This window comes from Rhodococcus sp. 05-340-2, from assembly GCF_002258915.1.
Classification (GTDB): Bacteria; Actinomycetota; Actinomycetes; order Mycobacteriales; family Mycobacteriaceae; genus Rhodococcoides.
In genome coordinates this window covers 177,878-190,787 of record NZ_NOYU01000039.1, presented here as the reverse complement: position 1 = coordinate 190,787, position 12,910 = coordinate 177,878, and the positions used below count along the sequence as shown (strand labels likewise).

Annotated in this window: 14 protein-coding genes; 12 read left to right on the top strand and 2 right to left on the bottom strand. The window is 64.8% G+C overall.

Annotation, left to right across the window (positions count from 1 at the left end):
* The first annotated feature begins 1 nt into the window (after window position 1).
* The 4 genes from CH271_RS24540 to CH271_RS24525 all read left to right on the top strand — a co-directional run bounded on the left by CH271_RS24540 (window position 2) and on the right by CH271_RS24525 (window position 3,671).
* Window positions 2-1,588, top strand: coding sequence for a GMC family oxidoreductase (locus CH271_RS24540; protein WP_094635246.1), 1,587 nt, complete (start codon window positions 2-4; stop codon window positions 1,586-1,588).
* 162 nt (window positions 1,589-1,750) lie between these two features.
* Window positions 1,751-2,446 (top strand): hypothetical protein, encoded by a 696-nt coding sequence (locus CH271_RS24535; protein ID WP_094635245.1) that lies wholly within the window; start codon window positions 1,751-1,753, stop codon window positions 2,444-2,446.
* A 92-nt stretch (window positions 2,447-2,538) separates the two neighbouring features.
* The gene (locus CH271_RS24530; protein ID WP_037195887.1) at window positions 2,539-3,009 is read left to right on the top strand and encodes a hypothetical protein; all 471 of its coding nucleotides are present in this window, start codon (window positions 2,539-2,541) and stop codon (window positions 3,007-3,009) included.
* Window positions 3,006-3,671, top strand: a complete 666-nt coding sequence (locus CH271_RS24525; RefSeq protein WP_082323875.1) for a methyltransferase domain-containing protein — start codon at window positions 3,006-3,008, stop codon at window positions 3,669-3,671. Before CH271_RS24530 ends, CH271_RS24525 begins: the two co-directional genes overlap by 4 nt.
* Here the strand turns inward: CH271_RS24525 and CH271_RS24520 are convergent.
* The gene (locus tag CH271_RS24520; protein WP_256986536.1) at window positions 3,658-4,941 is read right to left on the bottom strand and encodes a hypothetical protein; all 1,284 of its coding nucleotides are present in this window, start codon (window positions 4,939-4,941) and stop codon (window positions 3,658-3,660) included. The genes CH271_RS24525 and CH271_RS24520 overlap by 14 nt on opposite strands.
* A 112-nt stretch (window positions 4,942-5,053) precedes the next feature.
* On the opposite strand from CH271_RS24520, the gene CH271_RS24515 reads away from it, so the two are divergent.
* The 5 genes from CH271_RS24515 (at window position 5,054) to CH271_RS29020 (ending at window position 8,556) form a co-directional block, all read left to right on the top strand.
* Window positions 5,054-5,851: an S-methyl-5'-thioadenosine phosphorylase gene (locus CH271_RS24515; RefSeq protein WP_037195889.1), complete on the top strand. Its 798-nt coding sequence runs from the start codon at window positions 5,054-5,056 to the stop codon at window positions 5,849-5,851.
* Window positions 5,848-6,906: an NAD-dependent epimerase/dehydratase family protein gene (locus CH271_RS24510; RefSeq protein WP_094635244.1), complete on the top strand. Its 1,059-nt coding sequence runs from the start codon at window positions 5,848-5,850 to the stop codon at window positions 6,904-6,906. The genes CH271_RS24515 and CH271_RS24510 overlap by 4 nt, the downstream gene beginning before the upstream one ends.
* Complete coding sequence (locus CH271_RS24505; RefSeq protein WP_094635243.1) at window positions 6,899-7,552, top strand: glycosyltransferase; 654 nt, start codon at window positions 6,899-6,901, stop codon at window positions 7,550-7,552. Before CH271_RS24510 ends, CH271_RS24505 begins: the two co-directional genes overlap by 8 nt.
* Window positions 7,549-8,199 (top strand): TIGR04282 family arsenosugar biosynthesis glycosyltransferase, encoded by a 651-nt coding sequence (locus tag CH271_RS24500; protein ID WP_037195895.1) that lies wholly within the window; start codon window positions 7,549-7,551, stop codon window positions 8,197-8,199. The genes CH271_RS24505 and CH271_RS24500 overlap by 4 nt, the downstream gene beginning before the upstream one ends.
* Window positions 8,200-8,394: 195 nt before the next feature.
* The gene (locus CH271_RS29020) at window positions 8,395-8,556 is read left to right on the top strand and encodes a hypothetical protein (protein ID WP_170945786.1); all 162 of its coding nucleotides are present in this window, start codon (window positions 8,395-8,397) and stop codon (window positions 8,554-8,556) included.
* Between the two features lie 6 nt (window positions 8,557-8,562).
* On the opposite strand, the gene CH271_RS24490 is transcribed toward CH271_RS29020, so the two are convergent.
* Entirely contained in the window at window positions 8,563-8,997 is a 435-nt protein-coding gene (locus CH271_RS24490; protein ID WP_094635242.1) for a MarR family winged helix-turn-helix transcriptional regulator, read from the bottom strand.
* 177 nt (window positions 8,998-9,174) lie between these two features.
* Here CH271_RS24490 and CH271_RS24485 point away from each other — a divergent pair, with 177 nt between their 5' ends.
* From CH271_RS24485 to CH271_RS24475, 3 genes are all read left to right on the top strand, one after another.
* The gene (locus CH271_RS24485; RefSeq protein ID WP_094635365.1) at window positions 9,175-10,245 is read left to right on the top strand and encodes a DUF4185 domain-containing protein; all 1,071 of its coding nucleotides are present in this window, start codon (window positions 9,175-9,177) and stop codon (window positions 10,243-10,245) included.
* 23 nt (window positions 10,246-10,268) lie between these two features.
* Window positions 10,269-10,892 carry a class I SAM-dependent methyltransferase gene (locus tag CH271_RS24480; RefSeq protein ID WP_094635241.1) on the top strand — a complete coding sequence of 208 codons (624 nt, stop codon included), beginning with the start codon at window positions 10,269-10,271 and terminating at the stop codon, window positions 10,890-10,892.
* A gap of 79 nt (window positions 10,893-10,971) precedes the next feature.
* On the top strand, window positions 10,972-12,807 hold the full coding sequence (locus tag CH271_RS24475) for an acyl-CoA dehydrogenase (RefSeq protein WP_094635240.1): 1,836 nt from the start codon (window positions 10,972-10,974) through the stop codon (window positions 12,805-12,807).
* Window positions 12,808-12,910: the final 103 nt, after the last annotated feature.

The following is a 12,910-nucleotide window of genomic DNA, read 5'->3' as shown; positions in this document are numbered from 1 at the left end:
GATGAGCTCACAGCACAAGACTGCCGACTACATCGTGGTGGGCGCAGGTTCCGCAGGCGCAGTGGTGGCCAACCGCCTCAGCGCAGACCCGCGCAACGAGGTGATCCTCCTCGAGGCCGGCCCCGAGGACAAGAACAAGTTCGCCCACATCCCCGCTGCATTCTCCAAACTCTTTCGCAGCGAGGTGGATTGGGACTACCTGACCGAACCGCAGCCGGAGCTCCGAGATCGCAGCATCTACTGGCCGCGCGGCAAGATGCTCGGTGGCTCGTCGTCGATGAACGCCATGATGTGGGTACGCGGATTCGCCGCCGACTACGACGACTGGGCAGCGGTGTCCGACGACTCGTGGGCTTTCCGCAACCTCGTCGGATACTTCCGCAAGATCGAGAACATCGAGGGCACAACAGCACTCGACGCGGGAACCGACGGCCCACTCATCGTCTCTCACCAGCGCAGCCCCCGCGACCTGACGTCCTCGTTCCTCGACGGCGTCGAAGAAGCAGGCTATCCGCTGGAAACCGCCAACCTGCCCGAGCCCAAGGGCTTCACCCGCACGATGGTCAACCAGAAGCGCGGAGCACGATGGAGCACCGCGGATGCCTACCTGCGACCGGCGAAGAAGCGCAAGAACCTCACCGTCCTCACCGAGGCACACGCCACTCGCGTCCTCTTCGAGGGCACTGCGGCAGTAGGCGTCGAGTACACCTCCGGTGGACAGACACACACCGTGCGCGCACACAAGGAAGTGATCCTCTCCGGCGGAGCCATCAACACTCCGCAGCTGCTGATGCTCTCGGGCATCGGCGACCAGGAACAGCTCAAATCCCACGGCATCACCGTTCAGCACCACTCACCGGGCGTCGGGCAGAATCTCCTCGACCACCTGGCCGCCCTCATCGGCTGGAAAACAGAAAGAGACTCCCTCTTCCACGCCGAGAAGATCCCCGAGTTGGTCAACTACCTCACGCGCCGACGCGGCATGCTCACCTCCAACGTCGCCGAGGCGTACGGATTCATCAAGAGCCGAGAAGACCTCGCCCTGCCCGACGTGGAACTCATCTTCGGACCGGCACCGTTCTTCGACGAGGGACTCGTCGGCCAGGATTCGCACGCTGCCGTCATCGGCGCGGTACTCGTCAAACCCGAGAGCCGAGGCGAGATCACCCTCCGCTCGGCCGACCCCATGGCCAAGCCCATCGTGGAGCCGCGCTACCTCAGCGACCCCGGCGGACTCGACCGCCGCGCCATGATCGAAGGGCTACGGGCCTGCGTTGCAATCTCCAAAACCCCCTCGATGAAGGGCGAACTCGGCGACATCGTCCGCCCCAGGGTGGCGTCGAACATCTCCCCGGCGGACCTGCTCACCGAGGCCCTAGAGCAGAATGCGCACACTCTGTATCACCCCGTGGGCACGGCCCGTATGGGCAACGACGCCGACAGTGTCGTCGACGCCGAACTACGGGTGCGGGGCGTCGATCGCCTTCGCGTCGCCGACGCGTCGATCATGCCCAGCATCATCCGCGGACACACTCATGCACCGTCGGTGGTGATCGGCGAACGGGCGGCGGACTTGATCCTTCGTTGAATCCGAGTGAACCTTCGGAAACTTTCCGGTTTGGCAGTCCGGTTTGTCGGGTAACAGGTGGGCACGCTCCCTTGCAGGGGATCGAGATGGAACCCATCCGCTCGGCAAGCAGCGCCGAATGACCCACAACGCTCGAGAGACGAGCACGGAAGGTTGACCGACATGTTCACTGTTCGTAAAGCTTTGGCCGCCACCGCAATCGGTGCACTCACCATCGTCCCGCTTGCCGCATGCTCCAGCGACGAAGCGTCCGACACCACCGACGCAGCCACCTCCTCGGCATCGTCGGCCATGGAAACCACCGAGAGCACGCCCGAGCCCGCAGCCGAGGTCCCCGACCTCAGCAACGGTGTCGACACCGCAGTTGCACTCGATCCCGGCTTCACCGGCGCACTGACCACCCTGGGCCTCACGCCCGGTGTCGTCGGAACCGCCACTCTCGCAGACGGATCCATCCGATTCCCGATCACCGGCGGAGACGTCAAGTACTGGGAGCCCGGCACCGTCGACCCCTACGTCCAGGGTGAGATCATGCACGACGGCAGCGGCCTGTCGCTGACCGCCGGCGAGACCGTCGTCGAGCTCATCAACTTCGACATCGACCCGGGCACCTCGCTCCTCACCGGTGACGTCATGGTCAACGGCGAAGAAGCAGCCGCAGACGCAGTGCTGTTCGATCTGGACGGCCGCACCCTGCAGCCGCTCGCAACCGGACCTGACAACACCGCAATTCTGCAGGGCACCCAGGTGAAGATCTCGGAGACCGCAGCCGGACTGCTCAACAGCACCTTCAACACCGATGCTGTGACCCCGGGTCTGCTCGTCGGCGTTGCGACCATCACGGTCAGCACTGCCTAATCACCTCCTGAACGCCCGTGCGCGAGACGCCGCCGTGAAAGACGGTGGCTCTCGCGCACGGGTGTTTGCATCGCACGGTCAGGAGCCCGAAGATGAGAGCGTTCACGAAGATCTACGGCGGACACCCGCTGCATGCGGTCGGTCTGCTGCTCTCGTTCGCCCTCGTCGGCTACGTCGTCGCACTAGCAGGGCCGCAGACACTGTGGAACAGCGACGTGTGGTGGAAATCGGTTCTCGTGTGGTTCTTCGGATCGGTACTGCTGCACGACGCCGTACTGTTCCCGCTCTACTCGCTGGCCGATCGGCTGATCACCGGCATTCCACGCCGCCGCCTGGCCGTGTCGCCGGTGAATTTCGTTCGAGTTCCCGCTCTCGGGACAGCACTGACGTTTCTGATGTTCTTCCCCGGGATACTCTCCCAGGGCGCGGAGTCGTATCGGGCCGCAACCGGTTTGACCCAGGAACCCTTTCTCGGACGTTGGCTAGCGCTGACCGCGGTGTTGTTCACCGTGAGCGCCGCCGCCTACTTCATTCGATGGACCCTCGTACGGAGCCGAGCATGAGCGTCACCGCCGATACACTCTTCAACCGCGCAGCAGCCGGACTACCTTGCTGGATAGGTGATTCCGACGGCAGCAGGCAGCAGCTTCCCACCGCACGGTGGATGGGTGGCAGCGCCTCGTCAGCCGAGGATCGCCGCGCGGACCACGCCATGCTCAGCCGCTGTACCGGGTCCACGATCGACCTCGGCTGCGGTCCGGGTCGACTCACCGAAGCGCTTGCTCGACGCGGTGTTTCGGCACTCGGTGTCGACACCTCCCGAGCAGCAGTCGATCTGACCATCGGACGCGGCGGCAACGCCGTTCTCCGCGACCTCTTCGAGCCACTGCCCGACACCGGCAACTGGTCGTGTGTCCTCCTCGCGGACGGAAACATCGGCATCGGCGGAGACCCGGTGCGACTGCTCCGCCGGGCAGCCGACCTGCTCGCACCCCACGGAGCCGTCATCGCCGAAGTGGATGCGCCCAGCAACACGGGAATTCGGCACCGCACCGTGCGATGGGAAACCGACACCATGGTCGGCGACTGGTTCGCGTGGTCGAGTGTCAGCGCCGACGCCACCGCGGATCTCGCCAACGCCGCAGGCTTGCGAGTTGTGGACGTGGCACCGATCGACGGGCGCTGGTTCGCTCAGATGACGCTGGCTCCGCTCACCAGTTCGTGAACAGCAGATGATTGATCGCCAACGCACCGATCACCTGCAGCGCCAACCAGAAACGATGCGTCCGCATCGGCAACACCGCGGGCGCGATCAGCATCCACATCGCGAAGGGCAGCCAGATTCTCTCGGTCTCTGCCTTGCTCAACTGGCTCAGATCCGCCATCACCACCGCCGCGATCGCCGCGATCACCAACAGATTGATCGGCTGGAGCCGAGTGAGTATCCGCGGGAACGCAGCGGGCACAGCAACACCCAACGCGCAGAACAGTGCCGCGAAGTTCGCCCAGCCCCAGTACTCGAACGGGCGGTCCTTCGCGATGCCCTGGTAGTAGCGCTCCTGCACCAGTTCGTACCCGTCGTACCACCAGAATCCGTACGCGGTGAAGATCCCCGCAACGATCAGCGCACCGATCAGCGCGCCGACGAACGGCAGAATCTTTCGTCCGGCGATCAGCACCGCGACGGCGGGCAGACCCATCAGCACCAACCCGTAGTTGAGATACACGCCGAAGCCGAGCAGTACCCCCGCGCCGATCGACGCGGGCCACAGGTAGCGCTTCGTCGAAATCGCCAGCAGTGCAATTCCCCACGCGGCGACACCGGCATAGACCGCATCGGCGGAGACGGCGATCCAGATCGCGGCCGGGGCGATGGCCACGAACGGTGCTGCACGCCGCGCCATGTTCTCGTCGCCGAGTACTCGGAGTGTCAGTACCAGCGCCACAGCGGCACTCGTGCCGACCAGCACACAGAGCGCCGCCGCCCAGGCTCCACCGCCGAGGCCGAGACGGTCGAGCCAGACGAAGGTGAGCAACGCGCCGGGTGGATGACCCGACACGTGCGTCGTCCACGAATCGGCCTGGTAGTCCAGAATGCGATCGGAGAACCCGCGAAGCGTGGCGGGAATGTCGGTGATGCCGGGCACCTCGTGCAGGTACTCGTCCGTCGATGCCAGCCGGTCCACGAAGCCGCGCTTCCAACCGTCCACCATCGCCAGCGACATCGCCCAGGCCGCCGACGCACCCCACACGACGAACAACAGGCGCGTCCACGACAGTCGGCGTGCCACCGTCGGCCCCCACAACACGGTGGCCACGGCGATCAGGACGGCTACGGGAGTTCCCCATCCCACATGAATCTCGCGGAAGCCGAACAGCGGTGCTGCATCGGCGAAATCACGCACCTGCTGCGGAGTTCTGTTGATGATGGGGGTGACGAGTTCGTTTCCCAGGTACGGAACGACGAACGCGACCACCACGAGCACGACGGCCAACGTGCCGGCGACGGCTTCTCTCCAGTAACGGATAGTCTTTTCTCCCTGCGGACTTGAAGGCGACCACGACTTCGGACCAGCATATCGACCCACGGTGATGGAGGATGAGTAGATGGACAACGACGCGACGGGGCGGGCCGAGATAGCCGTCATCGGCGGCAGCGGCTTCTATTCGTTCTTCGGCGGTGACGCCGAGGAGGTAGTGCTGGACACGCCCTACGGCACTCCGAGCGCCCCGATCACGTTGGGCGAGGTGGAAGGTCGGCGAGTCGCGTTTCTGCCCAGACACGGACGAAACCACGAGTACTCGCCGCACACGTTGCCGTATCGCGCCAACATGTGGGCGCTGCGGATGCTCGGAGTGCGGCGAGTGTTCGCCCCGTGCGCGGTCGGGTCCCTGGTGTCCGAGTACGGCCCGGGCACCGTCGTGATTCCCGATCAACTCGTCGACCGAACCTCCGGGCGCGCGCAGACCTACTTCGACCAGGGCGGGATTCACGTCGAATTCGCAGACCCGTACTGCCCCACGTTGAGGAAGTCCGCGGTCCAGAACTCGGCGATCGACGGCGGCGTCATGGTCGTCGTCGAAGGTCCTCGGTTCTCCACTCGTGCCGAGAGTCAGTGGTTCGCCCGCCAGGGTTGGACGCTGGTGAACATGACCGGCCACCCCGAGGCGGTCCTGGCTCGTGAACTCGAGCTCTGCTACGCACCGATCGCGTTGGTGACCGACCTCGACGCCGGCATCGAGTCCGGTCAGGGCGTCAAGGCGGTGGACGTGTTCGCCGAATTCCAGAAGAACATCGAGCCGCTCAAAGCACTGGTGCGCTCGGCCATCTCCGACGCTCCCACCGGCGACTGCCCCACGTGTCGGGTGCACACCGGCCTGACGCTGCCGATCGAACTGCCATGACGCGGGTACTGCTCACCGGCGCGGCCGGGTTCATCGGTGGACACATTCTCGATGCGGCAGCCGGCTCCGACCACGAGGTCGTAGCCGTCGACGCCATGTTGGAATCGGCTCACGGTCCAGGAGCGCGAGCCGACGGGATCATCGATCTCGATGTGCGCGACAAGGACTCGCTCGTCGACGCACTGCGCGGGGTGGACGTCGTGTGTCACCAGGCCGCTGTCGTCGGAGCAGGCGTCGACGCCGCAGATGCCCCGGCTTACGCCAGCCACAACGACTACGGGACGGCGGTTCTGCTCGCCGCGATGTACGAGGCGGGCTGTTCTCGCCTGGTTCTCGCCTCGTCGATGGTCGTCTACGGCGAAGGGCGATACATCAATTCGTCCGGCGAGACCGTCGTTCCCCGTCCCCGCACTCGCGCCGACCTCGACGCGGGATTGTTCGACAATCGAGACCCGGCATCCGGTGAGCCTCTCGATTGGCTTCTGGTCGAAGAAGATTCGACTCTGGAACCCAGAAGTATCTACGCCGCGAGCAAACTGGCCCAGGAGAACTACGCCTCCGCATGGGCGGTATCCACGGGCGGCTCGGTGGTCGCACTGCGCTACCACAACGTTTATGGACCGAACATGCCGCGTAACACCCCGTATTCCGGTGTGGCAGCGATGTTCCGGTCGTCTCTGGAACTCGGTCGGGCCCCGACCGTCTACGAGGACGGCAAGCAGGCCCGCGATTTCGTGCACGTCCACGACGTAGCAGCCGCCAACATCGCGTCGATCGACGCTGAGGTCGACGGGTTCACCGCCCTCAACGTCTGCTCGGGGCAGCCGATCACCATCGGCGAGGTCGCCGGCATCCTCGCCGACGCACGCGGCGGGCCGACACCCGAGATCACCGGACGCTACCGAGCGGGCGACGTACGGCACATCGTCGCCAGTTCCCGACTGGCCGAAGAGACACTGGGATTCCGCGCGAAGATCATGCCGAGGGACGGTCTCACCGCCTTCGCCGACGCACCGTTGCGCGACGCCGAAGGAACGGGACCACCCCGTGTCTGAACAGGAATCGGTCACCGTCGTCATCCCCTGCATGAACGAGGCCGAATCGCTTCCGGCAGTGCTCGATTCGGTACCGGCGGGCTACCTGACGATCGTGGTGGACAACAACTCGACCGACGCCACCGCCGCTGTGGCCACTGCCCACGGAGCAACAGTGGTCTCCGAAACGGTGCCCGGCTACGGCGCAGCAGTGCACGCAGGCGTCGTCGCGGCCGACACCGACATCGTCTGCGTCCTCGACGGAGACGGCTCGATGGATCCACGCGATCTGCCGACCCTCGTGGCGGCCCTGGATCACGCGGACCTCGCCGTCGGTCGCCGCCGACCGGCGAAGGGAAGCTCTCCTCTGCACGCCAGAATCGGCAATGCCGTTCTCTCGCTTCGGCTTCGAACCAAGTACAAGCTGCCGGTACACGACCTGGGAGCAATCCGCGCGGTACGCCGTCAGGCCTTGCTCGACCTCGACGTCACCGACCGCCGCTCGGGCTACCCCCTGCAGTTGCTCGTACTGGCGTCCGAAGCCGGCTGGACCGTCGTCGAACACGACGTGAACTACCGGCCACGGACAGCCGGCACGTCCAAGGTCTCGGGCTCGGTGAAGGGGACGATCGTCGCCGTACGAGATTTCTGGAAGGTGCTCTCGTGACCGTCACCGCTCTCGTCGTCGCCAAAGCCCCCGTTCCAGGGCTGGCCAAGACACGCCTCGCCGCCACGATCGGCAACGCCGCCGCAGCCGATCTGGCCGCGGCCTCGCTGCTGGACACCCTCGACGCCGTCTCGGCCGCCGACGTCGACCGCCGTGTCGTGGCCCTCACCGGCACCCTCGCCGACGCGGCTCGTGCCGAGGAACTCACCCGGGCCCTGGCGTCGTTCACGGTGATCCCGCAGCGCGGCGACGGGTTGGGCGAACGACTGGCGAACGCACACGCCGACGCGGCCACCACCGGAGCAACTCTGCAGATCGGCATGGACACCCCGCAGGTGACGGCGCAATTACTGTCCGACGCGGCCGCGTTGCTCGGCAGCAGCGACGTACTGGGATCGGCCGAGGACGGTGGCTGGTGGGCGTTGGGCCTGCGCAACCCCGACCTCGCACGGTCCTTGCTCGACGTGCCCATGTCTGCGCCGTCGACGGGCACCGACACACTCGAGGCTCTGACCGCCGCAGGAGCGTCGATAACGATGCTCCCCGAATTACGCGATGTCGATTTCGAGTCCGATCTCGACGCCGTCGCGCAATTGTGCATACCGACCAGCCGTTTCCGTATTGCCGTCACGCAATTGGAAAATTGATCGGTGCGTCGCGCGTTCCGGTAGGTCCGTTCACACCGAAAATCCATTCGCGGCACGGAATCTCCACATCCGTTGTGGAACAGTGCGTTCGATCTGTCCGAATTGCCGGACCGTACACGACCAATTTCGAATTGCAACAAAGCCGAACCACCGTTTCACGGCGATTTCACAGACACAGGTGCTAGAAAGTGTGACATGACCGGGTTGTTGATAGGCGTAGCCGTGTGGATGGTGGTGGCGATACTCGTCGCCGTCGTCCTCGGCCGCGTCGCGCGCCGGGGTGACTCCGAAGAATTGGGGTCCACCATCGAATGGGACGTCGACACTCTGGATCACGAAGTTCACCACGAGAACTGAGGGTGTTCAGTCGACCCGTTCGACGATCTGGGTCAGAATTCGAGCGGCTGCGGCCAGAGTCTCCCGCTGCTGCGGCGTCAGCGCGTCCAATTGCTCCGCGAGCGCCATTTCCCGAGCGGCTACTTCCTGACGCGCGGTCGCCGTCCCCGCATCGGTCAGCCGCAGAACCACCTGTCTTCCGTCTGTCGGATGCGGCTCCCGGCGCATGAGCCCCGACTCGACCAAGGCATGCGACGACCTGGACACCGACGGCGGCTTGATCCGCTCTCGGGCCGCCAACTCCCCCGTCGTCATCGGCCCCTCACGGAGCAACGTCGTCAGAATCGACAGGTGAGCGACGGGCAATCTGTCACTGGAATGGCGCAGACGGAGCCTCCGATTCAGCCGCATCGCACTGACGGACAAATCCCTCGCCAGCCGGGAATCGGGCAGATCACTCACGCTCTCCAGATTACGACACCGAGGTGCATTCGCCCGATTTCTCGAAACAGCGGATCACTCGATTTATCCCCCCTCGAACAAACCGCTGATATGGTTCTCCTCGATTACCGGGGAGTGAATCGAAATCGGGAGAACGTCGTGAGTCGCGTGGGTTCCAGAGTATTGACCGTTGCCGTCATGGCCGTTGCCACATCGCTGCTGGTCACCGGGCCCAACGCGCTCGCCAATCCCAACGCGGTCAATCCCATTGCCGGACTCAACGGCACGTTCGGGCTCCCGCAACTGCAGGGTCGCGCACAAGCCGTCGCTCAGGTCACCGGGATGTCGAGCCCCAACAACACCCAGAACGTCAACATGATCGGCACCGATCTCGGCATCATGTGGGACAACGGCCGCGGCGAGGTACTGACGGCTTTCGGCGACACCGCCGGTCTCGGCGTACCCAACCTGCTGCAGGGCAGCCTGTGGTCGTGGCGCAGCAACGCCATCGTGCGTAGCAACGACCGCAACCTCGCCGACGGCATGAACTTCGACAGCGTCGTACTCGACCCCATCGGCCAGACCAAGGAGGTCGTCCCCAGCCCCAAGATTCCGTTCGTCGAGATCAGCCGAATCCCGACGGCAGGCGTGGCCGTCGGCGACAGTCAGTACCTGAACCTGATGTCCGTGAAGAACTGGGGACCCGCAGGAACCTGGGAGACCAACTTCTCCGGCCTGGCAGTGTCGAACGACAACGGAGAGAACTGGGCAGCACTGCCCGAGACCCAGCGGCCCAGCGTCGGCGGCGACCGTAACTTCCAGCAGAGCGCCTACCTGAAGGACGGCGGTTACGTCTACCAGTACGGCACCCCGCCCGGCCGCTTCAACCTCGGTCACGTCGCCCGCGTCAAGGAACAGGACATCGCCAGGCTCGGCGAATACGAGTACTGGACCGGGCAGGACTGGAAGAAGGGTGACCCGGCCGCGGCCGCACCCATCGTCGGCGGCGTCGGCGAACTGTCCGTCGCATACAACGCCACCCTCGGCCAGTACCTGATGATGACGACCGACAATGCCAACTCGATCGTGCTTCGACGCTCGCCGTCGCCCGTCGGGCCGTGGAGCGCGCCGGAGGTTCTGGTCGACACCCGCGAGGTCAGCTCCATCTACGCGCCGTACATCCACCCCTACTCGACCGGCCGCGACCTGTACTTCCTCGCCACCGTCTACCAGAACTACAACGTACTGCTGCTGCGCGCGACGCTGTAGGAACCCCCACTAGGCTTCCCCGGGTGGACGCCGCAGAGTGGGATCGCAAGTACGAAGGCCGAGAACTCGTCTACGGCGAGGCACCGAACGCAACGGTGGTGGAAGTCGCGACGACGCTGAAACGTGGTCGGGCACTCGATCTCGCGGCCGGACAGGGTCGAAATGCCATCTGGTTGGCAACCCGCGGCTGGACAGTCGACGCCGTCGATTTCTCCTCGGTCGCACTGACGAAGGCAAGTCGTGTTGCCGCTTCGGCACCGCGATCGGTGCGCGAACGCCTGACCTGGGTCCACGCCGATGTGACGCAGTTGTCAACAGAACCGAACTATGACCTGGTTCTCATGCTGTACCTCCACCTGCCCCCGGAGGAGCGGCAGGCGGCCGTTTCGAGGGCAGTGTCGGCACTGAAACCTGACGGAATCCTCATGATTCTCGGACACCACGCCGCGAACATCGAGTCCGGCGTCGGCGGCCCACAGGAAGCCGAAATCCTCTACACGCCAGAGGATTTGGCGTCGAACATCGGTACTCGACTGACCGTCCTCACCGCCGAGAACCGCTATCGCGACGTGACCGGCGGCACAGCGATCGATGCACTGCTACTGGCGAGTAGGTCTCCCCTTGGCAGCGAACCGGATCGAGGGTAATATCCCTTAAGTTACCGACGAGTAGCTAACTTGGGCGGTACTCACGAGACCGCACCACCGACTGGAGAGCGAACGAGCAATGGGCCATTACAAGAGCAACCTTCGGGACCTCGAGTTCAACCTCTTCGAGCTCTTCGGACTCGACGAGACACTCGAAGGCGACAACTTCGGCGACATGGACGGCGAAGTTGCCCGCGACATGCTGCGTGAGGTCGTGCGCCTGGCCGAGGGACCGCTGGCCGAGTCCTTCGCGGACGCCGACCGCAACCCGCCCGTCTTCGATCCCGAAACCCACAGCCTGAAGCTGCCCGACTCCTTCAAGAAGTCGTTCAAGGCGCTCTACGACGGCGAGTGGTGGCGTGTCGGTCTCGACGAGGAAATCGGCGGCATGCCCGCCCCCCGCAACCTCCTGTGGGGCATCAACGAGATGCTCCTCGGCTCACAGCCCGCGGCATTCATGTACTCCGCAGGCCCCGGCTTCGCGAACATCCTGTTCCACAACGGAACCGACGAGCAGAAGGAATGGGCCAAGGTCATCGTCGAGCGCGGCTGGGGTGCCACGATGGTCCTCACCGAGCCCGACGCCGGCTCCGACGTCGGCGCAGGCCGCACCAAGGCGATCAAGCAGGACGACGGCTCGTGGCACATCGAGGGCGTCAAGCGCTTCATCACCTCGGCCGTCTCCGACGACCTGTTCGAGAACATCTTCCACCTCGTACTCGCTCGTCCCGAAGGTGCCGGACCGGGCACCAAGGGCTTGAGCCTGTTCTTCGTACCGTCCGTCCTCTTCGACTTCGAGAAGGGTGAGCTGGGCGAGCGCAACGGCGCATTCGTCACCGGCGTCGAGCACAAGATGGGCCTCAAGGCCTCCGCCACCTGTGAGCTCACCTTCGGTGGCCACGGCGTCCCCGCCAAGGGCTGGCTCGTCGGCGAGGTCCACAAGGGCATCGCGCAGATGTTCGACGTCATCGAGCACGCTCGAATGATGGTGGGCACCAAGGCAATCGGCACCCTCTCCACCGGCTACCTCAACGCACTCGAGTACGCCAAGGAGCGCGTCCAGGGCGCAGACCTGACGCAGATGACCGACAAGACCGCTCCGCGCGTCACCATCACCCACCACCCCGACGTGCGTCGCAGCCTGATGATGCAGAAGGCCTACTCGGAGGGCCTGCGCGCGGTGTACCTCTACACCGCAGCGCACCAGGATCCCGTCACCGCCAAGCAGGTCTCGGACGCCGACGCAGACATCGCGTACCGCGTCAACGACCTCCTGCTGCCCATCGTCAAGGGCGTCGGCTCCGAAATCGCCTACCAGGTACTCGCAGAATCCCTGCAGACCCTCGGCGGCTCCGGATTCCTGCAGGACTACCCCCTCGAGCAGTACATCCGCGACGCCAAGATCGACTCGCTGTACGAAGGAACCACCGCCATCCAGGCGCAGGACTTCTTCTTCCGCAAGATCGCCCGCGACCGCGGCGTAGCACTGGCTCACGTTGCCGGACAGATCAAGTCGTTCATCGACAGCGAAGCAGGAAACGGCCGCCTCAAGGCCGAGCGTGCACTGCTCGCCACCGCACTCGAAGACGTGCAGGCCATCGTCACCTCGATGACCCAGCACCTCATGGGCGCACAGGACCAGCCCACCGAGCTGTACAAGGTCGGCCTGGCATCGGTGCGATTCCTCATGGGCTTCGGCGACCTGCTCATCGGTTGGCTGCTGCTGCGTCAGTCCGAGATCGCCATCGTCGCACTCGACAACGGCGCAGAGGGCAAGGACAAGGCGTTCTACGAAGGCAAGGTCGCAGTGGCCTCGTTCTTCGCCAAGAACATTCTGCCGCAGCTCACCTCCACCCGCGCAATCCTCACCAACATCGACAACGACATCATGGAACTGGACGAAGCAGCATTCTGATTCCCTGAACTCACAACGGCCGCACCTGTTCTCGGGTGCGGCCGTTGTCGTGTGCGGGGGTCGGGGTTGCGGGGGTCGGGGTTGCGGGGCTCGGCTGCGGCAA